The organism is Microbacterium sp. NPDC089188 (assembly GCF_040685155.1).
GTDB classification, from domain to species: domain Bacteria; phylum Actinomycetota; class Actinomycetes; order Actinomycetales; family Microbacteriaceae; genus Microbacterium; species Microbacterium galbum.
This window is the reverse complement of record NZ_JBFBHH010000001.1, coordinates 13,362-36,358: the sequence shown is the minus strand read 5'-3', so window position 1 is coordinate 36,358 and position 22,997 is coordinate 13,362. Positions and strand designations below refer to the sequence as shown.

16 protein-coding genes are annotated in these 22,997 nt (G+C 70.5%); 12 read left to right on the top strand and 4 right to left on the bottom strand.

Annotated features, from left to right (window positions below; translation table 11 throughout):
- The first annotated feature begins 17 nt into the window (after positions 1-17).
- The 6 genes from AB0N80_RS00140 to AB0N80_RS00115 all read left to right on the top strand — a co-directional run bounded on the left by AB0N80_RS00140 (position 18) and on the right by AB0N80_RS00115 (position 9,673).
- On the top strand, positions 18-1,592 hold the full coding sequence (locus AB0N80_RS00140; RefSeq protein ID WP_315994541.1) for a sugar ABC transporter ATP-binding protein: 1,575 nt from the start codon (positions 18-20) through the stop codon (positions 1,590-1,592).
- Entirely contained in the window at positions 1,589-2,632 is a 1,044-nt protein-coding gene (locus tag AB0N80_RS00135; RefSeq protein ID WP_363576816.1) for an ABC transporter permease, read from the top strand. The genes AB0N80_RS00140 and AB0N80_RS00135 overlap by 4 nt, the downstream gene beginning before the upstream one ends.
- Positions 2,632-3,651 (top strand): sugar ABC transporter permease YjfF, encoded by a 1,020-nt coding sequence (locus AB0N80_RS00130; RefSeq protein WP_315994543.1) that lies wholly within the window; start codon positions 2,632-2,634, stop codon positions 3,649-3,651. Before AB0N80_RS00135 ends, AB0N80_RS00130 begins: the two co-directional genes overlap by 1 nt.
- A 52-nt stretch (positions 3,652-3,703) precedes the next feature.
- The gene (locus AB0N80_RS00125) at positions 3,704-5,236 is read left to right on the top strand and encodes a sugar ABC transporter ATP-binding protein (RefSeq protein WP_315994544.1); all 1,533 of its coding nucleotides are present in this window, start codon (positions 3,704-3,706) and stop codon (positions 5,234-5,236) included.
- Entirely contained in the window at positions 5,229-6,242 is a 1,014-nt protein-coding gene (locus AB0N80_RS00120) for a LacI family DNA-binding transcriptional regulator (protein ID WP_363576813.1), read from the top strand. The genes AB0N80_RS00125 and AB0N80_RS00120 overlap by 8 nt, the downstream gene beginning before the upstream one ends.
- Positions 6,243-6,382: 140 nt before the next feature.
- Positions 6,383-9,673, top strand: coding sequence for a LamG-like jellyroll fold domain-containing protein (locus AB0N80_RS00115; RefSeq protein WP_363576811.1), 3,291 nt, complete (start codon positions 6,383-6,385; stop codon positions 9,671-9,673).
- Between the two features lie 354 nt (positions 9,674-10,027).
- Here AB0N80_RS00115 and AB0N80_RS00110 read toward each other — a convergent pair whose 3' ends face one another.
- Positions 10,028-11,554, bottom strand: a complete 1,527-nt coding sequence (locus tag AB0N80_RS00110; protein WP_363576809.1) for a CitMHS family transporter — start codon at positions 11,552-11,554, stop codon at positions 10,028-10,030.
- Between the two features lie 115 nt (positions 11,555-11,669).
- Here AB0N80_RS00110 and AB0N80_RS00105 point away from each other — a divergent pair, with 115 nt between their 5' ends.
- Positions 11,670-13,364 carry a sensor histidine kinase gene (locus AB0N80_RS00105; protein WP_363576807.1) on the top strand — a complete coding sequence of 565 codons (1,695 nt, stop codon included), beginning with the start codon at positions 11,670-11,672 and terminating at the stop codon, positions 13,362-13,364.
- Positions 13,361-14,011, top strand: coding sequence for a response regulator (locus AB0N80_RS00100; protein WP_315994549.1), 651 nt, complete (start codon positions 13,361-13,363; stop codon positions 14,009-14,011). Before AB0N80_RS00105 ends, AB0N80_RS00100 begins: the two co-directional genes overlap by 4 nt.
- Before the next feature lie 114 nt (positions 14,012-14,125).
- Here the strand turns inward: AB0N80_RS00100 and AB0N80_RS00095 are convergent, their stop codons facing one another.
- On the bottom strand, positions 14,126-15,409 hold the full coding sequence (locus AB0N80_RS00095) for an alpha-amylase family glycosyl hydrolase (RefSeq protein WP_363576805.1): 1,284 nt from the start codon (positions 15,407-15,409) through the stop codon (positions 14,126-14,128).
- Positions 15,410-15,475: 66 nt separating this feature from the next.
- On the bottom strand, positions 15,476-16,705 hold the full coding sequence (locus AB0N80_RS00090) for an ROK family protein (RefSeq protein WP_315994551.1): 1,230 nt from the start codon (positions 16,703-16,705) through the stop codon (positions 15,476-15,478).
- A gap of 105 nt (positions 16,706-16,810) precedes the next feature.
- Between AB0N80_RS00090 and AB0N80_RS00085 the strand changes: the two genes are divergently transcribed.
- Genes AB0N80_RS00085 through AB0N80_RS00070 form a run of 4 tightly spaced genes read left to right on the top strand, consistent with a single transcriptional unit; the run spans position 16,811 to position 21,690 of the window.
- Positions 16,811-18,130 carry an extracellular solute-binding protein gene (locus tag AB0N80_RS00085; RefSeq protein ID WP_315994552.1) on the top strand — a complete coding sequence of 440 codons (1,320 nt, stop codon included), beginning with the start codon at positions 16,811-16,813 and terminating at the stop codon, positions 18,128-18,130.
- A complete protein-coding gene (locus AB0N80_RS00080) occupies positions 18,127-19,044 on the top strand; it encodes a sugar ABC transporter permease (RefSeq protein ID WP_363576802.1) in 918 nt (305 codons plus the stop codon). The genes AB0N80_RS00085 and AB0N80_RS00080 overlap by 4 nt, the downstream gene beginning before the upstream one ends.
- The gene (locus AB0N80_RS00075; protein ID WP_363576800.1) at positions 19,041-19,976 is read left to right on the top strand and encodes a carbohydrate ABC transporter permease; all 936 of its coding nucleotides are present in this window, start codon (positions 19,041-19,043) and stop codon (positions 19,974-19,976) included. Before AB0N80_RS00080 ends, AB0N80_RS00075 begins: the two co-directional genes overlap by 4 nt.
- 31 nt (positions 19,977-20,007) lie before the next feature.
- Positions 20,008-21,690, top strand: a complete 1,683-nt coding sequence (locus tag AB0N80_RS00070; RefSeq protein WP_363576798.1) for a glycoside hydrolase family 13 protein — start codon at positions 20,008-20,010, stop codon at positions 21,688-21,690.
- Positions 21,691-21,839: 149 nt separating this feature from the next.
- On the opposite strand, the gene AB0N80_RS00065 is transcribed toward AB0N80_RS00070, so the two are convergent.
- Entirely contained in the window at positions 21,840-22,862 is a 1,023-nt protein-coding gene (locus AB0N80_RS00065; RefSeq protein WP_315994556.1) for a LacI family DNA-binding transcriptional regulator, read from the bottom strand.
- Between the last annotated feature and the right edge of the window lie 135 nt (positions 22,863-22,997).

Sequence of the window (22,997 nt, the reverse complement as noted above, 5' to 3'; positions counted from 1 at the left end):
TCAGAAAGCGATCGAGCATGACAAGCGAACGTGCCGCCGTCGTGGCCATGCGCGGCATCAGCATCCGATTCCCCGGGGTGAAGGCGCTCGACGGCGTCGACTTCACCCTCTATCCGGGGGAGGTGCACTCCCTCATGGGAGAGAACGGTGCCGGGAAGTCCACCCTCATCAAGGCCCTGACGGGGGTCTACAACATCGACGAGGGATCCATCCGCGTCGACGGCGACGAGCGGCTGTTCCGTTCGACCGCCGACGCGCAGGCCGCGGGGATCGCGACCGTCTACCAGGAGGTCAACCTCTGCCAGAACCTCACCGTCGGCGAGAACGTGATGCTCGGCGAGGAGGTGCGCCGGGCCGGGGTCGTCGACTGGCGGGCCACCCACGCGGCCGCCGCGACGCACCTGGCCGAGCTCGGGGTGCACATCGACACCCGCTCGATCCTGGCCAGCCACTCCATCGCCGTCCAACAGCTCGTCGCGATCAGTCGCGCCATGGTGGTCGACACCAAGGTGCTCGTGCTCGACGAGCCCACCTCCAGCCTCGACAGGGGTGAGGTCGAGCAGCTGTTCGGCGTCATCCGAGACCTGCGCGGCCGAGGGGTCGCGATCCTGTTCGTGTCCCACTTCCTCGACCAGATCTACGAGATCTCCGACCGGCTCACGGTGCTGCGCAACGGCACGTTGGTGGGGGAGTACCCCGTGGGCGAGCTCGGGCGCGAGCAACTGGTGGCCAAGATGATCGGCCGCGAGCTCGGCGAGTTGGATGCCATCTCGGCCAGCGCCGAACGCCCGATCGACCGAGCGGGCGTCCCCGTGCTCCGCGCGAGCGGACTCGGACGCAAGAATGCGCTCGAGCCCGTCGACCTCGACGTGTTCGGGGGCGAGATCGTCGGACTCGCGGGACTGCTGGGCTCCGGCCGGACGGAGCTGGCGCGCCTCCTGTCGGGCGCCGACCGCGCCGACGAGGGCACGATCGAGGTCGACGGGACGCCCGCGCGGACCGGCTCGCCCCGTCATGCCCTCGACAGGGGCATCGCGTTCTCGTCGGAGGACCGCCGCGCCGAGGGGATCGTGGGCGATCTCACGGTGGCGGAGAACATCATCCTCGGCGTCCAAGCCCGGCGCGGGCCGCTGCGCCGGATGGGGGCGGCCGAGAAGCAGGCCATCGTCGACGAGTACATCACCGCCCTCGGGGTGCGCCCGGCGAACCCCGACGCCCTCATCCGCAACCTCTCCGGCGGCAATCAGCAGAAGGTGCTGCTCGCCCGCTGGCTGGCCACGGCCCCCAAGCTGCTGGTGCTCGACGAGCCGACCCGTGGCATCGATGTCGGCGCCAAGGCCGACATCCAGCGCAAGGTCGCCGAATTGGCCGAGAAGGGGCTCGCCGTCGTCTTCATCTCCTCGGAACTCGAGGAGGTGCTGCGCATCGCGCAGCGCGTGGCCGTGCTGCGCGACCGTCGTAAGATCGGCGAGCTCACCACCCGCGACGTCGACCTCGACGGCCTGGTGGCCTACATCGCCGACGGGCAGCCCGAGGGGCTTCCCGTCACCGTCCCCGAGACACCGTCGTCCGATCGGGAGAAGATCGCATGAAGAGATTCCTCACTCACCGCCTCGTCTGGCCGATCGCGGCGTTGGTCGCCCTCATCGCGATCAACACGATCTCGCGGCCGTCCTTCCTCAGCGTCACCGTGCAGAACGGGCAGTTCTACGGCTCGCTCATCGACATCCTGCGCAACAGCGCACCGCTGATGCTCGTGGCCCTCGGCATGACGCTCGTCATCGCCACCCGGGCCATCGACCTCTCGGTGGGCGCCATCATGGCCGTGTCCGGAGCGGTGGCGCTGACGATCATCGAGGCCGCCCCCGACTCGGGCAACCTCGGCGTCGTCTTCACCGCGATCGCCGCCGCCGTCGGCGTCGCCCTGCTGCTCGGGGTCTGGAACGGCTTCCTCGTGTCGGTGCTCGGCATCCAACCGATCATCGCCACCCTCGTGCTCATGCTCGCGGGTCGTGGCGTCGCCCTGCTCATCACGGGCGGGTTCATCACCACCATCAACAGCGACCCCTACAAGTTCATCGCGGGCGGCTACGTCCTCGGCCTCCCGTTCGCGTTCTTCGTGGCACTCGCCGCGGTCGTCGTGGTGGGCGTCCTCGAGCGGCGCACGGCGCTGGGCATGCTGACCGAGGCGGTGGGCATCAACCCCGAGGCCAGTCGCCTGGCGGGTGTGCGCTCGCGCGGCATCATCTGGGGCGCCTACATCGCCAGCGGCGCGCTCGCCGGGATGGCCGGCATCCTGTACAGCTCCAACATCATGGCGGCCGATGCGAACGCGGCCGGGCTGTACATCGAACTGGATGCCATCCTCGCCGTCGTCCTGGGCGGTACCTCGCTCGCGGGCGGCACGTTCAGCATCGCGGGCACGGTGGTCGGCGTCTTCACCATCCAGACGCTCAAGAGCACCATCACCTTCCTCGGCGTCCCGCCCGCGGTCAGTCCGGTGTTCATGGCGGCGGCCGTGCTGGTCGTCGTCCTGCTGCAGTCGCGGCGCTTCCGCGCGTTCTTCCACACGGCCGGCCGCGGTGCCGTCCGCCCCCTGTCCCGTCGTCCCGATGCGAAGGTGCTGTCCTGATGGCCACTCTCACCGAAGAGCGCCGCGTGGCCACCGTGCCCGCGAGCCCCTACCGCCGCTTCCTCAGCCGCCACGTCTCGTGGGTCCCGGTGTTCGCGGCCGTCGTCATCCTCGTCGTCATGATCGCCGGCGCGATGTGGTGGTTCCCCAACTTCCAGCTGCCGCGCATCCTGTCGTCGATCCTCCTCGACAACGCCTATCTGCTCGTGCTCGCGGTGGGGATGACCTTCGTCATCCTGACCGGCGGAATCGACCTCTCGGTCGGCGCCGTCATGGCGTTCACCGGCATCCTGTGCGCGAAGATGCTGTCCGACGGCGTCCCGGTGGCGGTGGCCCTGCCCGCGATGATCCTCATCGGCGCGGCGATCGGACTGCTCATCGGCGTCCTCGTGCAGTTCTTCGACGTCCAGCCGTTCATCGCCTCGTTGATCGGCATGTTCCTCGCCCGCGGTCTGGCATTCGTGGTGAGCCTGGAGTCGATCAAAGTCGACAACGAGGGACTGCTGTGGCTGCAGTCCACCCGCTTCTCGTTCGCGGGCTGGTACATCACGCCGACGGGCGTCATCGCGCTGCTCACCGTGGCGCTCGCCGCCTTCGTGCTGCGCTACGCCCGCTTCGGGCGGACGGTGTACGCCGTCGGCGGCAACGAGCAGTCGGCGCGACTGATGGGACTCCCGGTCGTGCGCGCCAAGCTGTCGGTCTACGTCATCAGCGGGGTGTGCGCCGGTCTCGCCGGCATCGTGCTGACGGCCTATTCCGGCGCGGGCTACCCCCTCAACGGCGTGGGGACCGAGCTCGACACGATCGCCGCGGTCGTCATCGGCGGCACGCTGCTCACGGGCGGCAGCGGGTTCGTGATCGGCTCCATGATCGGGGTGTTCGTCTACGGTCTCATCCGCACGATCATCTCGTTCTCCGGCGCCGAGCAGTCGTGGACGCGCATCACCGTGGGCGCGCTGCTGCTGCTGTTCGTGGTCGTCCAGCGCGTGATCGTCTCGCGCTCGGCACTGCGGCGGTGACACGCTCGCGACGCGTTCGCACTCCCGCTCGGGCGCGGGCATGATGGAGCCCATGTCCACCGTCGCTCCGCCCCTCCTCGAGGTGCGCGGAGCGACGGTGCGTTTCGGCGTCGAGAGCGCCCTCGCCGACGTGGACTTCCGGCTGCGGCCGGGCGAGGTGCACTCGCTCATGGGCGAGAACGGCGCGGGCAAGTCGACGCTGATCAAGGCGATCACCGGAGCCCTGCGACTCGACAAGGGCGACATCCTGCTCGAGGGGCAGCGGATGCGATTCTCCTCGCCCGCCGACGCGCAGTCGCGGGGCATCTCGACCGTCTACCAGGAGATCGACCTGCTGCCCAACCTCACCGTCGCCGAGAACATCTCGCTCGGGCGGGAGCCGCGCCGTTTCGGCGTCATCGACCACCGCGAGATGCGCGCGCGCGCCGAGAGGGCGCTCCGTGCCCTCGGCGTCGATGTCGATCCCGCATCGGTGCTGTCGTCGCACCCGCTGGCGGTGCAGCAGCTCGTCGCCATCGCCCGCGCCGTCTCGACCGAGGTGAAGGTGCTCGTGCTCGACGAGCCCACCTCGAGCCTGGATGCCGACGAGGTCGCCGAGTTGTTCCGCGTCATCCGCGACCTCAAGACGCAGGGGATCGCGATCGTCTTCGTCTCGCACTTCCTCGACCAGGTCTACGAGATCTGCGACCGGGTGACCGTCCTTCGTGGGGGGCGCCTGGTCGGCGAGTACGCGACGCGAGAACTGCTGCGCATCGACCTCGTCGAGAAGATGCTCGGCGCCGCCGCCGACGCCCTCGCCCCGCTCGGGCAGCGGCCCGTCGAGCCCGCGGAGGGGCCGAGCGTGCTGAGCGCGCGGGGACTGGCATCCGGAACGCGCCTGCGCGAGGCCGACCTCGACATCGGCGAGGGGGAGGTCATCGGCGTCGCGGGGCTCCTCGGTTCGGGGCGCACCGAGCTGGCGCGGTCGATCACGGGCGTCGATCGCCCCGACACCGGAGAGGTCGCGATCGACGGCGAGGTCGCGCGCCTCGACACCCCTCGCGAGGCGATCCGCCGCCGGGTGGCGTACTCGTCGGAGAACAGGCGCACCGAGGGCATCATCGGCGACCTCAGCGTGCTCGACAACATCACGCTCGCCCTGCAGGCGCAGCGGGGGATCTTCCACCGTCTGAGCACGGCGCGTCGCCGCGAGCTCGCGGTGAGCTGGGTCGAGGCGTTGCACATCCGACCCGCCGACATCGACCGGCCCGTCTCGACGCTGTCGGGTGGCAACCAGCAGAAGGTCCTCCTGGCGCGGCTGCTCGCGCTGTCCCCGCGGCTGATCGTCCTCGACGAACCGACCCGCGGTATCGACGTCGGAGCGAAGGCCGAGATCCAGCGGTTGGTCGGTGAGCTCAGCGACAACGGCCTGTCGATCGTGTACATCTCGGCCGAGCTCGACGAGGTGCTGCGCGTGGCGCATCTCGTCGCCGTCATGCGCGACGGCGTGCTCGCGCAGATCGTCCCCGCCACGGGACTGACCTCCGACGCGCTCCTCGCCCTCGTCGCAGGTCACACGACCTCGGAAGGCGGCGCCGGTGGCTGACGACAAGGCCTCGCGCACCGCCAACATCTTCGACGTCGCCCGACTCGCCGGCGTCTCGCACCAGACGGTGTCGCGTGTGCTCAACGACATGCCGAACGTGCGCCCCGCGACCCGGGCGCGCGTCGAGCAGGCCATCGCGCAGTTGCGGTACAGCCCCTCGCCCGCCGCGCGCGCCCTCGTGACGCGCCGCACGCGCACGATCGGTCTCGTCACCCCGGGCACGGTCGACTACGGTCCCTCGTCCATCGCGATGAACTTCAACTTCGCCGCCCGTGCCGCCCGGTACAACGTGGATGCCATCAGCTCCGCCCAGACCGACGCCGCCGAAGTGCGGGTCGCCATCGACGGCCTGTTGAAGCAGCGGGTGGATGCCATCGTCCTCATCGTCATCGACGCCGAGGTGCTCGCCGCGATCCAGGCGCTCGAGCTCGACGTGCCCGTCGTCGCGGCGGCCGCGACCCCGCGACCGCACCCGCGGCTCGTGGCCATCGATCAGTACCGCGGTGCGCGAGCCGCCGTCCGGCATCTCCTGGAGTCGGGCTACACGACGGTGCGGCACATCGCCGGGCCGGCGCGGAACCCCGATGCGATCGAACGGCTGCGGGGCTGGCGCGAGGAGATCGCCTCGGCGCGCGCGCAATCGACGCCGCCCCTCCACGGGGATTGGACCGCTGCGAGCGGCTATCGCATCGCCTCCGAGACCGACCTCGCCCCCGGCGAGGGCATCTTCGTCGCGAACGACCAGATGTCGATCGGCGTGCTGTCGGCGTTGCGCGAGAGGGGGCTGCGCGTTCCCGACGACGTCGGCGTCGTCGGGTTCGACGACATCCCCGAAGCGTCGTTCGTCTACCCCTCGCTGACGACGGTTCGACAGGACTTCGCCGCTCTCGGGGAGATCCTCATGCAGAAGGTCCTGCTCATGGTCGAGGAGCCCGACACCGTCAGCGAGAGCACGCCTCTACCCACGCGGCTCGTCGTGCGGGACTCCGCCCCGACGCGTTCCTGACGCCCGGTGCAGTCGTCGTCCGGCGGATGAAATCCGGCATCGGATGTTGACGTCAACAGGGGTGTGAGCGCTAACATTCTGGCATCCGTCGTCGACGACGGTGCATGCAATGTCGCATTCACGAGAGGACCCCCACCCCCGTGCCCACTCTCCCTCGGACGGCGCTCCCGCGTCGTCTCCCGTCCTGGACGCTGGCCGTCCCGACCGTCGCCGCCCTCGTCGCGGCGCCGATCACCGCACCACTGATCGCCCACGCGGAGGTTCCGTCCGCGGGGCTGATCGTCTCCTATCCCCTCGACGAGACGTCGGGCACGGTCGCGCACGATACGTCGGGCAACGGTCGTGACGCCGCATACGTCGGGGGGCCGACGCTGGGCGGCGCCGACGGCGTCCGCCTCGACGGCGACGACGACTACGTGAGCCTTCCCAACGACGTTCTCAAGGGACTCACCTCCGTCACGATCAGCACCGACGTGATCGTGCGACCGGAGCAGTCGGGCAATTACTTCATCTGGGGCCTCGGCAACACCACCTCCTGGTTCGGCAACGGCTACCTGTTCGCCACGGGCAACCCCGCGCGTACCGGTATCGCGAGCGGCAACTGGTCGACCGAGCAGGAGACCCGCGGGTCGAGCAACCTCGAGCGCGGCGTCTGGAAGACCCTGACCTACACCCTCGACGCCGGCAGTAAAACCTCCCGCCTGTACCTCGACGGCGCCCAGATCGCCGAGAACACGAACACGACCACCACCCCCGGCTCGATCGGCGGCGGCACGACGACGGCCAACTACCTGGGGCGCTCGAATTACACCCCCGACAAGCGCCTCGCCGGCAGCCTCCGCGACTTCCGCATGTACGACCGCGCGCTGTCCGCCGACGAGGTCAAGGGACTCGTGAGAACGCCGGAAGACACCGCGGCCGCGCAGGCGGCGCTCGACGCGCTCATGGTGACCAACATCGACGACGTGCGCGGCAATCTGACGCTGCCTTCCTCCTCGCGGGGGCTCGACGTCACGTGGTCGTCGGCCGACGCCGACGTCATCACCGACGGAGGCATCGTGACGCGGCCGGATGCCGACACGACTGTCGCGCTCACAGCATCCGTCACGAAGGGCGCCGTCACCCTCACTCGCACGTTCTCGGCCGCCGTCCGCAAGGCCGCGAACATCGGACCGTTCGCGGGGTACACGTTCGCGTACTTCACGGGCAACTCCGTCGCGGGCGAGAACATCTTCTTCGCGGCCAGCAACGGCAACAACGCCCTGTCGTGGACCGAGCTGAACAACGGTCGGGCCACGCTGACCTCCACGTTCGGGGAGAAGGGGCTGCGCGACCCGTTCCTCATCCGCTCCCCCGAGGGGGACACGTTCTACCTCATCGCCACCGACCTCTCGATCGGCCGGAACGGCGACTGGGATCGCTCGCAGCGTCAGGGCTCGAAGTACATCGAGGTGTGGGAGTCGCACGACCTGGTCACCTGGAGCGCGCAGCGTCACGTGAAGGTCTCTCCCGACACCGCGGGCAACACGTGGGCGCCGGAGGCGTACTGGGACGACGCGCTGGGTGAGTACGTCGTCTTCTGGGCGTCGAAGATCTACCCGGCCGACGACCCGAACCACACCTCGAACGTCGCGAACAGCATGATGTACGCCACCACGCGCGACTTCGTCACCTTCAGCGACACGAAGGTCTGGCAGGGCGGCACGTCGCGGATCGACTCGACGGTGATCAAGGCCGACGGCGTCTACCAGCGCTTCACGAAGGACGAGGGCGGCGCCACGGGCTGCACCGACATCATCCAGGAGAGCTCGACGGTGCTGACCGCTCCGCTGGACCAGTGGTCGCCCGTCACCACCTGCATCGGCAAGAACGCCGGCACGGGTGCCGTCGAGGGGCCGAGCATCTTCAGGTCCAACCCGGGCGACGTCAACGGCGACACGTACTACCTCTTCGTCGACGAGTACGGCGGGCGCGGCTACATCCCGCTGGCTACGGCCGACATCGCCCACCCCGACTGGAAGGTGCCGGCCAGCTACCGCCTGCCTGCCAGCCCGCGCCACGGCACGGTCATGCCCGTGACGGCCAGCGAACTGGCCGCCCTCCGAGCGAACCTGCCCCAGCCCCTCGAGGCCAACGCCCAGGGTCAGCTGCTCAGCTACGACTTCACCGACGGTTCGGGCAGCACCCTGCACGATCGCTCGGGTGCGGGTCGTGACGCGCAGATCGCGGGCGGAGCCGCGTGGAGCAACGGCGCGCTGACGCTCGACGGCGTGGACGACTACGTCGACCTGCCCGACAACGTGCTTGCGGGTGTCGGCGACTTCTCCGTCACTATGCAGGCGCGGGTGGACTCGGCGCAGCGCAACCCCTACTTCCTGTACGGGTTCGGCAACACCGGTGGCGACGGCGCCGGCAACGGCTACCTGTTCGCCACGGGTAACAGCGTCTACCGCGCCGCTGTGTCCACCGGCAATTGGAGCGGCGAGCAGGAGGCCAAGTCGTCCGCGGCGCTGCCGCGTGACCGCTGGGTCACACTGACGTACACGCTGAGCGGGTCGACGGCCCGGCTGTACCTCGACGGGCAGCAGGTCGCAGTGAACACCAACGTCACGGTTCGCCCCGGTGACATCGGAGGTGGCAGCACGCTGGCCAACTACATCGGCAAGTCGGTCTACACGAATGACAACCTGTTGAAGGGGCAGGTGCGCGAGTTCGCGCTGTACAACCGCGCGCTGTCGGCATCCGAGATCGCCGGGCTGAATCCGACGCCGACCCCGACCCCGACGCCCACGTCGACGCCGACCGCTACGCCGACACCTACGGTGACCCCGACCCTGACCCCGACCCCGACCCCGACGCCCACGTCGACGCCGACACCTGCGGTGACGCCGGAGCCGACCTCGACGCCGGAGCCGACCTCGACGCCGGCTCCGACCGCGACGCCGGCTCCGACCGCGACGCCGGAGCCGACGGCCACGCCGGAGCCGACGAGCGACCCCACGGCCACCCCGACCGCGTCGCCCACGAGCACCCCGGATGCCACCCCCTCGGTGTCCGTCTCGACCACCACGGTCGAGCGCGGAGGGATCGTGCGCGTGACGGTGACGGGTCTCGCCGCGGGTGAGCAGGTCACCGCGGAGCTGCGCAGCGACCCGATCCGCATCGCCGGCATCCCCGCCGCCGATGCGAGCGGCCGCGTGGCATTCGATGTGCAGATCCCCGGCGGCCTCGCCGCGGGCAGCCACACCATCGTCTTCTACGGGGCCGACGGCTCGGTGATCCGGAGCGTTCCGATCATCGTGGTGGCCGCGGGGCAGCTCGCCGCGACCGGCGCGCAGGCGCCCCTGGGCGCGGGTCTGCTCGCCGCGTTCCTGGTGGTCGCCGGTGGCGTGGTGTGGACGATGCGTCGCCCGCGCCGCACCGACGCCTGATCCGCTGAACGGAAGGAAGACCCCGGATGCCCTGGCATCCGGGGTCTTCCTCGTGCACGGTGCGCGGGCCGCCCGCCGTGCCCGCCCCGGGCCGTCCGCGCGGGGGAGGGCGCGCTGCCGGGACGGATGCGTGAGCGCGGTGCCGAGACGGCCGCCGGCGCGGCCTGCTTCACGCATAAACGCGATCCACGACCATAAACGCGGTGAGCACGCGTTTCTGCGCGCGGATCGCGTTTATGCGTGGGGTGGAACACGGCGCGGCCCGGCACGGCGCGGCCCCGCACGGCGCGGCGCGCGGGACAGAGGAAGGGCCCCGGATGCCGTGGCATCCGGGGCCCTCATGGAGCGAGAGGATCAGCCGAGCAGCGGAACCGCACCGACGAGAACGCCGACGGCGAGCATCACCAACGAGACGATCGTCGCGCGCCACAGCACCTTCTTGTGGTGGTCGCCGAGGTTGACGCCGGCGAGCGAGACGAGCAGCAGGATGGCCGGCACGAGCGGGCTCTGCAGGTGCACGGGCTGACCCGTGATCGAGGCGCGGGCCATCTCGACGGGCGCGATGCCGTAGTTCGCGGCGCTCTCGGCGAGCACCGGGAGGATGCCGAAGTAGAACGCGTCGTTCGACATGAAGAACGTGAACGGGATCGACAGCACGCCCGTGATGACGGCGAGGAACGGACCCATCGACGAGGGGATCACCTGGGTGATCCAGTCGGCCATGGCGGTGACCATTCCGGTGCCGTTCAGCACGCCGACCAGGACACCCGCGGCCAGCACCATCGACACGACGCCGACGATGCTGGGCGCGTGGGCGACGATCTCGTCGGCCTGCCCGCGCAGCTTGGGGAAGTTGACGATGAGGGCGATCGCGGCACCGACCATGAACACGAAGGCGAGCGGGAAGATGTCCATCACCAACAGCACCATGACGGCGACGGTGAGCACGAGGTTGAACCAGATGAGCTTCGGCCGGAGCGTCGCGCGGTTCGGGTCGAGCATGGTGTCGGCCATCGCGGTGTCGGCGGCCTCGACCAGCTGCGGGGCGGCGATCGCGTCGCGACCCCCGCGGACGGTCACGATGTTGCCCGTGCGCAGCGAGGCGAGCGCGCCGGGCTTGTGCTCCGCGCCGCGGAACATCTTCGGGGCGCCCAGACGACCGAAGCCGCCGGGGCCGTCGATCTTCGAGGTGTCGACCGAACCCGCGAGGCGCTTGCGCTCGGACAGGCCGAGGAACCAGGCGAAGGCGAGGGCGACGACCAGGCCCGCGAGGAGCGAGGGGATCATCGGCACGAAGACGTCGGTGGGCTGCAGGCCCAGCGCCGTCGCGGCGCGCACGGTGGGGCCGCCCCACGGCACGATGTTCAGGGTGCCGTTCATCAGACCCGCGACGCAGGTCAGCACCACGGGGCTCATGCCCAGGCGCAGGTACAGCGGCAGCATCGCCGAGGTGGTGATGATGAAGGTGGTCGAGCCGTCGCCGTCGAGCGACACCGCGCCGGCGAGGATCGCCGTGCCGAGCACGATCTTGGCCGGGTCGTCGCCCAGGAAGCGCGTGATCACGCGGATCAGGGGATCGAACAGGCCGACGTCGATCATGATGCCGAAGTACATGATGGCGAACAGCAGCAGGGCGGCGGTCGGTGCCATCTTGCCGATCGCGTCGATCACCATGTCGCCGAGGCCGAAACCGGCGCCGGCGATGAGGCCGAACACGGTCGGCACGATGATGAGGGCGACCATGGGGGTCATGCGCCGCGTCATGATCAACGCCATGAACGACAGCACCATGAGGAAACCGAGGGCGACGAGCACGCCGTCGGCGGGCGTGTAGGCCACCGCGTACTCTTCGGCCTCGGCCGCAAGGATCAGGGGGGTCATCGCGACTCCTTCGTCGTGGATGCGGGCGCCCGGTGCGCCATCGATCTGCCGACCGTACGGATACCGGGTCCTCGGGCGCGCGTTTGCTCGCATTGAGCGTCGTTATGCGCGTACCGTGTCTTCTGCGCATTTCGCGCATGACGACGTCGCCGACCGGGAGGTGCGCATGCGATTCGCCACCCGGATGCTCGTGGTGCAGGTCGCCACCCAACTCGTCGTCGTGGCGGTGTGCACGGCCGTGTTCGCGTGGCTCGGGGTGCAGCAGCTCAAGGCGGAGGCCGATTCGTCGGCCCTCAACATCGCCCGCTCGGTCGCCGAGGCGCCCGACGTGCGCTCGCTCGTGACCGCGTTCTCCGCCGACCCCGGAACCCCCGATGCCGCCCAGCTGCGCGACGGGACGCTGCAGCATTACGCCGCCGACGTCACCGGGCGCACGCAGGGGCTGTTCGTCGTCATCACCGACGATCACGGCATCCGTCTGGCGCACCCCGACCCCGACCGGCTGGGGGAGGTCGTGAGCACGAGCTTCGCCGACGCACTCGCCGGTCGCGAGGTGGTGACCTGGGAGACCGGCACGCTCGGCGAATCGGCGCGGGCGAAGGTGCCGATCTATCCGCCCGGCGGAGGGGCGCCGGTCGGCGAGGTGAGCGTGGGCTTCGAACGGGCCAGCGTCTTCGACGACCTCCCCGCGCTGATCGCCGGTATCGCCGTGGCCGTCGCGCTCGCCGTGGCCATCGGCGCGCTCGTGGCCCTGCTGATGCGACGCCGGCTCGAGCGGCTGACCCTGGGCGTGCAGCCGGAGGAGCTCGTCGCGCTCGTGCAGACCCAGACCGCCGTGCTCGAGGGAGCCGATGAGGGCGTCGTCGCCCTCGACGAAGCCGGTGTGGTGCGGGTGTGCACGGCCACCGCCGAACGCCTGCTGGGTGTGACCGGCGCCGTGGGGCGACCGATCGCCGATCTCGGTCTCGCGCCGGCCGTCTCGGCCGCGCTGTCGGGCGCCGGGGCCGCGACCGGGCTGCCGCTGGGCGACCGCGTCGTCTTCGTCGACGTGCGGCCCGTGCGACGCGGAGCGCGCGCCCTCGGCCGGGTGGCCGTTCTCCGCGACCGGACCGACGTGATGGCCCTCTCGGGCCGCCTCGACAGCGTGCGCGCCATGGGCGACGCTCTGCGCGTGCAGCGGCACGAGAATGCCAACCGGCTGCACGCCGCCGTGGGGCTCCTCGACGCAGGCCGGGTCGAGGAGGCGCGGGGGTTCCTCGCCGACCTCGTCGATCGGGGCTCGGTCGATTGGGCCGTGCCGGGGATCGAGCTCGTGGGGGACGCCATGCTGCAGTCCTTCCTCGGCGCGAAGGCCCTCGCCGCCCGGGAACGCGGTGTGGCGTTGCGCGTCGCCGACGACACCTTCTCGAGGGAGACGATCGACGACGTCGAAGACGTGGTGGCGGTGCTCGGCAACCTCATCGACAACGCCGTGACGGCCGCTGCGGCTGCCCCCGCACCCCGCGAGGTCGAGGTGAGCGTGCTCGACGATCGCGACGCGGTGGTGATGACGGTGTCCGACAGCGGGGGCGGGATCGCCGACGTCGACGGGATTTTCGCGCAGCGCGAGCGGGGAACCGACGTCGACACCGACAGGGTGCACGGTCTCGGGATCGGGCTGCCCCTGTCGCGCGAGTTCGCCCGGCGCCGGGGCGGGGACGTGTGGGTCGTCGACGCGGGTGACGAGGAGAACGGCGCCATTGTGGCGGCGCGCCTGCCCGGCGTACGCCGGAGCCGCGACGACGTGGAACGAGAGAGAGGCGACGCGTGAGCGGCATCCGGGTTCTGGTGGTCGACGACGACTTCCGCGTGGCGGGGCTCCATCGCGAGGCGGTCGCCGCGCGGCCGGGGTTCGTCGCGCTGGAGCCGGCGCGCACGATCGGCGAGGCGCGCATCGCGATCGCGGCGCACGCCCCCGATCTCGTGCTGGCCGACGTCTACCTGCCCGACGGCGACGGGATCGACCTGGTGCGCACCCTCGACGTCGATGCGTTCGTGCTGTCGGCGGCGACGGATGCCGCGACGGTGCGCCGCGCATTCTCGGCCGGTGCCCTCGCGTACCTCGTGAAGCCGTTCGACACCCGTGTGCTGGCCGAGCGCCTCGAGCGCTACGCCCGGTATCGCAATCTGCTGACGAGCGTCCGACCGCTCTCGCAGGACGACATCGACCGCGCGGCATCCCTCATGCGCGGCGAGCGCGAGGGGGCCTCGCTCGCACGGTCGGCGACCGAGCAGACGGTGCTGGGGGCGCTCGCCGGAGACGAGGCCTCGGCGTCGGAGGTGGCCGAGCGCATCGGGGTCTCGCGCGCCACGGCGCAGCGACACCTCACCGCGCTCGCGGAGCGGGGGCTCGTACAGGTGAGCCTGCGCTACGGGTCGACGGGTCGCCCCGAGCACCGGTTCCGCGCGGGCGGGTGAGGCGCGGCACCCGGTCTGCGGTGGGCTCGGTCCCTTCGACAGGCTCAGGGACCTGGGTGCGGCTCGGGGACCTGGGTGCGACGCAGGGACCTGGGTGCGGGAGTGGCCTGGCGCTCAGGCCTCCAGCACCGCCCAGCCCCGCGGGCCCAGCTCGACCCGGTCGCCGACGAGCGTCCCGTCGCCGGTGACGACCGTGCGGGCGTCGGCGGACGGAAGCGACACCGGTTCGTCGCCGATGTTCAGCGTCACCACGACCGCGTCGTCGGCGGTCGCCGTCCGCAGCACGATGCTGGTGTTGGCGAGCTCGACCACGTCGGTGTGCGCACGCCAGAGCCACGGCTTGCGGCGCCGCAGGGCGATGAGCGCCCGGTGCGCCTCGAGGACCCGCGCGTCGCCGTCCACCGCGTCGGGTGAGGCGGGGAACTCCGGCCGCACCGCGTCGTCGCCGCCGAGGCGCTCCTCCTTCACCGCGGTCCAGCCGAATTCGTCGCCCGCGTAGACCGATGGGGTCCCGGCGACGGTGAACAGCACCGCGAGGGCGTGCGGCACGAGGTCGGCGCCCACCGCCGAGGCGATGCGCGTGACGTCGTGGTTTCCCACGAACGTCTGAGGGACGAACACGCGCAGCAGCTCGTCGTGCCGTTCGATCGCGTGACCGAGCTCGAAGAGGTTCCCGTCGGCGATGCCGTGCCAGATGCCCTGCCACAGCTCGTACTGCGTCAGGGAGTCCATGCTCGATTCCTGCACGATCCGCGCCGCGTCGCCGTGGATCACCTCACCGAGGAACCACGCGTCGGGGAAGCGCTCCCGCACGCGCGGCAGCACCTCGGCCCAGAAGGTCGAGGGCACCGCGTACGCCGCGTCCAATCGCCATCCGTCGACGCCCCGTTCGAGCCAGTGGCACATCACCTCGACCACCAGGTCGGCCACGGCGGGGGAGGAATGATCGAGGGCGACGAGCGCGTCGTGCCCCTCGAAGACGTCCGCCTCGAACCGGCCGTCGATCCACCGCCCGCGGAACAACTGCGGTGCGTCCTCCGTCTGCTCGCGGAAAGCAGGGTGCCCGCGCCCCACGTGGTTGAAGACGCCGTCGAGCAGGATCCGGATGCCCCGCTCCCGCGCCGCACCCACGAGACGGTCGACATCGGCGTCGTCTCCGAGCCGCGGGTCGATGCGGAAGTGATCGACGGCGTCGTAGCCGTGGGTCTCGGACGCGAAGACCGGCCCCAGCAGCAGACCGTTCAGCCCGAGCTCGATGACATGGTCGAGCCACGGTTCGAGACGGTCCAGGCGATGCACGGGCTCGGCATCCGGGTCCACGCCGTCGCGGATCGGCGCACCGACGAACCCCAGCGGGTAGAGGTGCCACCAGAGGACGTGTTCGGGCCATTCGGGCATGCGACCGACGCTACCGAGGTCGCGCGGATCGCGAGGCGGGGTTGCGGCGGTCGCCGAGGGGCGCGTTCAGGCCCGCGCGCGAGCGTCGGGCGCGGCGAAGGCGAGGAGGTCGAGCGCATGGGACCGCGCGGCGTCGACGGCCGCGGCGACCGCGCCGATCGAGACGATGTCCGCGCCGAGGGGGGATGCCACGATCTCGGGCGCCGGAAGGTCCAGAGCGCGGGGGAGAGCGGCTCGTGCCGCGGCGATGATCGGCTCGGCGCCCGCGGCGATCGCGCCCGAGACCACGACCCTTCGTACGTCGAAGAGGCTGCCCAGGGTCGCGGCGACGATCGAGAGCGCACCGCCGACCTCCTGCGCGACGGCGAGCGCCCCGGCATCGCCCGCGCCGGCAAGGTCGAGGACGGTCTTGGCGTCGAGCGCGGCGGGGTCGATCGTCGCCAGAGCCGATCCGGCGGGAAGGCGCCCGGTGGCACGGGCGTCGCGGGCCGCGTCGACGCACCGCGGCGCGAGGCCCTCGGCGCCGCCCACGCCGGTGACCCGATCGAACGCGACGGTCTCGCCGGCGCCGCCGTGAGCACCGCGCAGCAGACGCCCGTCGACCCAGATCCCCGCACCGAAACGTTCGCCGGCGAGGAGGGCGATGAAGTCGTCGACGCCGACCGCGGCGCCGTGCGCACGCTCGGCGACGGCCGCGAGGGAGGCATCGTTCTCGACGCGCACCACCGGAGCCCACTCGGCGAACGTGTCGACGAAGCCCGGGTTCATGCGCTCCCAGAATCGGTCGTGATGAACGGGGGAGCGACCCGATCGATCGACGGGCGCGGGGACGCCGACGCAGAGGGCGGCGATGTCGGACCGGTCGCGGTGCGCCCGGGTGAGGGTCGCGTCCACCGTCGCCTCGGCGGCTCGTCGACGGCGTTCCGGAGAATCCCGCTCGGGGTCGACCGCGAGGCGCGAGGTCGCGAGCGCCCGTCCGCGCAGATCGGCGACGGTGGCGGTGACGTGCCCGCGGCCGGCGTCGACGCCGACCACCACGGCCGAGTCGGGACGGAACGCGAAGCGGCGCGCCGGGCGCCCCTTCGAGTACTCCCCGACGGTGCGGGCGTTCGGCATCTCGGCGAGCAGGCCCCGCTCGACGAGCTCGTCGAGCACGTCGATGGTCGTCGACCGCGTCAGGCCGACCGCCGCCATGACGTCGCTGGCGGTGAAGGCCTCGGCGTCCCAGGCGTGGGCGAGCACGGCGTCGAGGCTGCGTCTGCGCAACGAGGCCGCCGCCGATGTGGCATCCGACATCAGATCTTGACCCCTTTCGCGTCCGATGCAATACTGCCCTCATCAAGTTGATTTGGCGAGTAAATTTACTCGGCGACACAACAAATTCGCAGTGCAGCGAGGAGGATGCAGGTGTCGACGAAGACGAGAGCGGGGCGGCGGTGGCTCGCCGCGGCCGCGGTGGGGGTGCTCGGGGCGAGTCTGCTCGCCGGCTGCACGGCCGACGGGCGCGAGACCATCCGCTTCACCTTCAGCAAGCGCGAGGCGCTGTCGTTCATGAACGACGTCGTCGCGCAGTACAACGCCTCGCAAGACGAGGTCCGCGTCGAGATGGACAGCTCGGGCGTCGACGTCGTCTCGGCGAGCTTCGTCCGCGGCAACCCGCCCGACATCATGCTCGCCAACTACAACTACGAGGTCGCCCGCTTCGTGCAGCGCTGCGCGCTCAGCGACCTCTCCGGCACGACCGCCGCGGGCGCGGTCCGCGAGGATCTGCAGCCGCTCATGGACCAGTACGGCTCGTGCGAGGGGCGCACCAGTGCGCTGCCCTACTCGGTCATGGCCGCCTCGGTCATCTACAACAGGCAGATCTTCGAGCAGCTGGGCCTCGAGGTTCCCACCACGTGGGACGAGCTCATCCAGGTGTCCGACACTCTGAAGCAGAACGGCGTGACCCCCTTCTACGGCACCTTCAAAGACGACTGGACCGTGGCGCAGGGCTGGTACGACTACTCCGTCGGTGGCTCGCTCGACGTGATCGACTTCTTCGACGGCCTCGCCGCCGAGGGCGATCAGGTCGGGGCCGATTCGACGGTCTCGTTCGCGAAGGACTTCACCGAGCCGATGGACCGCATGCTCCAGCTCGCGCAGGCCTACACGAACGAGGATGCCGAGAGCCGCGCTTACGGTGACGGCAACCTCGCGTTCGCGCAGGGCCAGGCGGCGATGTACCTGCAGGGTCCCTGGGCGCTCGGCGAGATCGCGAAGACCGCGCCGGACCTCTCCGTGGGCACCTTCCCGCTGCCGATGACCGACGATCCCGCCGACCTCAAGGTGCGGGTGAACATGGACCTGGCCGCGATCATCCCCGAGGCCTCCCGCCACCAGGATGCCGCCCGCGACTTCCTCGAGTACCTCTACCAGCCCGAGATCATCGAGGCCTACAACGAGTCGCAGCTCGGGTTCGCGCCGACCACGGACGCGCCCTCCCCCAGCGACCCGCGGGTCGCCGGCATGGTCCCGTACTACGAGCAGGGTCGCATCTACCAGGGCGCCTCGGTGCTCGTGCCCAAGACGATCCCCACCTTCAACTACGCGCAGGCGATGATCTTCGGCGCCTCGCCCGAGGCCACCCTGCGCACGATGGACGAGGACTGGTCGCGGCTCGCATTCCGCCAGCCGCCCGCCTCGACGACGGATGCCGCTGGCGAGGAGGCCGCGCGATGACCACCACCACCACCACGATCGTCACGGGTGGGAAGGCGACGGCTCGCCGTAGCTCGCGCCGTATCGAGCCCATCTACTACCTGTTCCTGCTGCCGACCCTCGTGCTGTTCACGCTCGCGATCACGATCCCGGGTCTGATCGGCATCTTCTTCAGCTTCACCGACTCGATCGGTCTCGGGGAGTGGAACTTCACGGGGCTGACGAACTACATCGCGATCTTCAGCGACCCCGCGATCCTGCAGGCCTACCTCTTCACCTTCGGGTTCTCGATCGCCACGGTCATCGTCGTCAACGTCGCGGCCTTCCTGCTCGCGGTGGGCCTGACCGCGCGGATCCGCTTCACGAAGGCGTTGCGGACGGTCTTCGTCATCCCGATGGTGATCTCGGGCATCATCATCGCCTACGTCTTCAACTTCCTCTTCAGCAACTCCGTGCCGTCGGCGGGCGAAGCCCTCGGCATCCCGTGGCTGCAGACGAGCCTGCTCGCCAACCCCGATCTGGCGTGGGTCGCGATCGTCATCGTCACCGCGTGGCAGGCGATCCCCGGGACGCTGCTCATCTACATCGCGGGACTGCTCTCGGTCCCGGGCGACGTGTACGAGGCGGCCGGACTCGACGGGGCCAGCAAGACGCAGCAGCTGCTGCGCATCACGCTCCCGCTCGTGGCCGGCTACGTCGTCATCAACGTGATCCTCGGCTTCAAGGGGTTCTTGAACGCGTACGACATCATCGTCGGTCTCACCGGCGGCGGCCCGGGGACGGCGACGCGCAGCGTCGCGATGTCGATCATCCTGGGCTTCAACGGCGGCGACTACGCCTATCAGATGGCCAACGCCGCGCTTTTCTTCGTCGTCGCCGTCGTCATCTCGCTCCTGCAGCTCTCGCTGACGCGGGGAAGGAACACCCTGTCATGACCGCTCTCAACCAGCCCGCCCTCGCCTTCGAGCAGGCCGAGCTCGCCGTCCCCGAGCGCCAGAGCCCCGCGGGCTCCGGCCCCCGGCGCTCCCGCTTCCGCCGCGTCGGCGCCGAGCGCATCAGCTGGTCGACGACGACCATCCTCGTGCTGTGCTCGTTGACGGTGCTGCTGCCGCTGTACGTCACCGTCTCGATGGCGCTCAAGAACGGCACGCAGGTGGTCGACGGCAACGCGTTCTCGATCCCCTCACCGATCAGCTTCGACGGCTTCGTCCAGGCGTGGACGCTCACGAAGTTCCCGGTGGGCCTCGCGATCTCGCTGCTGGTCACCGCGGGCACGGTCGTGGCGACCATCATCCTCGCCGCGTTCGCGTCGTACGCCATCGCGCGCAACTGGGACCGGAAGCTCTTCCGCTACTCGTTCTTCTACCTGCTCGCGGCGATGTTCATCCCGTTCCCGGTCATCGCGCTCCCGCAGATCCAGCTGACCGGGCGCCTCGGCCTCGACAACCCGCTCGGCGTCATCATCCTCGCCACGATGTTCCAGCTGAGCTTCAGCGTGCTGTTGTTCACCGCCTTCCTGCGCTCCATCCCGCTCGAACTCGAGGAGAGCGCGCGCATCGACGGCGCCACCACCTGGCAGACGTTCTGGCGTCTCATCTTCCCGCTGCTCGCACCGATGAGCGCCACGGTCGGCATCTTCGCGTTCCTCTACGCGTGGAACGACTTCATGATGCCGTCGCTCATCATCAGCGACCCGGCCCTTCAGACGCTGCCGGTGCGCCAGAACCTGTTCCAGACGCAGTTCAGCAACAACTACAACGTCGCCTTCGCCTCCTACCTCATGGCCATGGCCCCCGCGATCGTCGCCTACCTCTTCACCCAGCGATGGGTGATGGCCGGCGTCACGCAGGGCGCCGTCAAGGGCTGAGCAGACCATCCCCTCCCCGAAAGGACCCTTCGTGACAATTGCCGCACCTTCCGTGCACGCCCGCGCGCTCTCCGACACCCCCGACTGGTGGCGTCAGGCCGTGGTGTACCAGGTCTATCCCCGCAGCTTCGCCGACACGAACGGCGACGGCCTGGGAGACATCCCCGGCGTCACCTCTCGCGTTGCGTACCTGGCCGAGCTGGGGGTGGATGCCATCTGGCTCAGCCCCTTCTACCCGTCCGACCTCGCCGACGGCGGTTACGACGTCGCCGATTACCGCGACGTCGACCCGCGGCTGGGGACCCTGGCCGACATGGACGAGCTGATCGCGCAGCTGCACGCCCACGGCATCCGCGTCGTCGTCGACATCGTCCCCAATCACACCTCCGACAAGCACGTCTGGTTCCAGGAGGCGGTGGCCGCCGGTCGCGGCTCGGCCGCGCGGGAGCGCTACATCTTCCGCGAGGGCACCGGTCCCGACGGCTCCGAGCCGCCGACCGACTGGGTCTCGGTGTTCGGCGGCCTCGGGTGGGAGCGCGTCGCCGACGGCCAGTGGTACTTCCACAACTTCGACGTCTCGCAGCCCGATCTGAACTGGTCGAACCCCGAGGTGCGCGCCGACTTCGTGAAGACCCTGCGCTTCTGGAGCGATCGCGGCGTCGACGGCTTCCGCATCGACGTGGCCCATATGCTCACGAAGGACCTCACGGAGCCGCTGCCCTCGCGGGCGGAACTCGAGGCGATGCCGATCGACGGTACGCACCCGCTGCTCGACCGCGACGACGTGCACGAGGTCTATGCCGAGTGGCGTGCCGTGTTCAACTCGTACGACCCGCCGCGTACCGCGGTGGCCGAGGCCTGGGTCCACCCCTCGCGGGTCCCGCTCTACGCCAGCGCCGAGAGCCTCGGACAGGCGTTCAACTTCGACCTGCTGGAGGCCGACTTCGACGCCGGGCAGTTCCGTCGGATCGTGGCCGACAACCTCGCCCTCGCCGCTCGATCGGGGTCCTCGACCACGTGGGTGCTGTCCAACCACGACGTCGTGCGCCACGCCACGCGGTACGGCCTGCCCGACGCCGAGCGCGGCACCGACGGACGCCCGACGCTCAAGCACGGCAACGAGTGGCTGCTGTCGGGCGGGCAGTCGCCGACCCTCGACGCCGAGCGCGGCGAGCGTCGCGCACGAGCGGCGGCGCTGTTCGTGCTGGGCCTGCCGGGGTCCGCGTACCTGTACCAGGGCGAGGAGCTCGGGCTGCACGAGGTGGCCGACATCCCGGATGCCGAGCGCCAGGACCCGACGTTCTTCCGCAGCCCCGGGGTCGACATGGGCCGTGACGGATGCCGCGTGCCCCTGCCCTGGACCTCGTCGGGGTCGGCGTTCGGATTCGGCCGGGGCGGCGCGCACCTGCCGCAGCCGGAGTGGTTCGAGACCTACGCCGCCGATGTGCAGGACGGCGATCCCGCATCGACGCTGTCGCTGTACCGCCGGGCCCTCGCCCTGCGGCACGGATTGCAGACCGACGAGCGGCTGGAGTGGATGGACACCGACCGCGCCGACGTGGTCTCGTTCTCCCGCCCCGGCGGGTGGACCGTCGTGACGAACTTCGGCACCGAGCCCGCCGCGCTCCCCGCGGGTGAGGTACTGCTGTCGAGCGGCCCGCTCGCGGGAGACGTCCTGCCGGGTGAGACGACGGTCTGGATGCGACGCGCCTGACCCCCGCACGGAAGCCCCGGCGCCCTCGTGCGCCGGGGCTTCCGTGCGGGGAGGCCTCGACCCCGTCGAGCGTCCAGAACACGCCGGGCTCGCCGGCCGCGCGCGGCATGTCCTGGACACTCGACGGGAGGAATCCTTCCCGCGTGCGCTCAGGGGCGGCGGATCGAGTCGCGGATCACCACCGGCATCTCGACGAGGTGCTGCCCCTCGGGTGGGCCGTCCGGCGTGAGCAGGAGCTCGACGGCGCGGCGGCCCATGTCCTCGTGCGGAAGACCGATCGTCGTCAGCCCCGGACGCAGGTAGGCGGCGAGCTCGTCGTTGTCGAACGACACCAGCGACACGTCGTCGGGCACCCGCAGCCCGGCATCCCCCAGGGCCTGGAGGGCGCCGAAGGCCAGCCGGTCGTTGAGGCAGACGATGGCCCGCGGGCGCATCCCCTGGGCGAGCAGCCGCGCGGTGAACTCGTAGCCGGGGGCGGGCTCCCACAGCCAGATCGACTCCTCGTGCAGGAATCTCGCCCCCGCGTCGGCCATGGCCGCGGAGATCCCGCGCACGCGCGCCGCCACCGTGGCCGAGCGGAACAGATCGCGTTCCGCCTCCGCGTCGTATCCGAGGAGCAGGATGCCGTCGCGGATCCCCGCATCGAGGAGGAGCTCGACCGCCCGTCGACCTCCCGTCTCCTCGTCGGGCAGCACGCTGCATCGGTGCAGCTCGTTGGTGGCGTTCAGCATGACCGTGCGCAGTCCCGTCGGCAGGCGGGGGACGAACGTCTCCCGCGCGCGCATCGACGCGAAGATGATGCCGTCGACCTGACGGTCGAGCAGGGCCGAGACCGCCTCGGCCTCGCGTTCGGGCTCACCTCCGGTCTCCGCGACGAGCACGACCTGGCCGGCGGCCTCCGCCGCGCCGAGCGCGCCCTTGATGAGCCCGCTCGCGAAGCGGGTGGTCGCGACGAGGTCCGAGACGAAACCGACGGTGTGCGACGTGTCGGTGCGCAGCGCCCGCGCCGACATGTTGGGGCGGTAGCCGAGCTCCGCGGCAGCGGCGTGCACGCGCTCGTGGGCGTCCTTCGAGAGGCGGGTGTCGGGACGACCGTTCAAGATCATGGAGGCCGCCGCGGGGGATAGGCCGGCTCGCCGGGCGACGTCGGCCAGTGTGACCCTCTTGCCCATCGGTGCTCCCGTTCTGCGGCATCGGCGCCGCGGTCACGATCTTCGCAGTGATCTTGACAGCGCTCCGTGCGTCTGCGTAAATGATGCTGCTAAATCCTTTCAGCACAGGTTAGCGCACCAGCAGTCCGCCGCCGG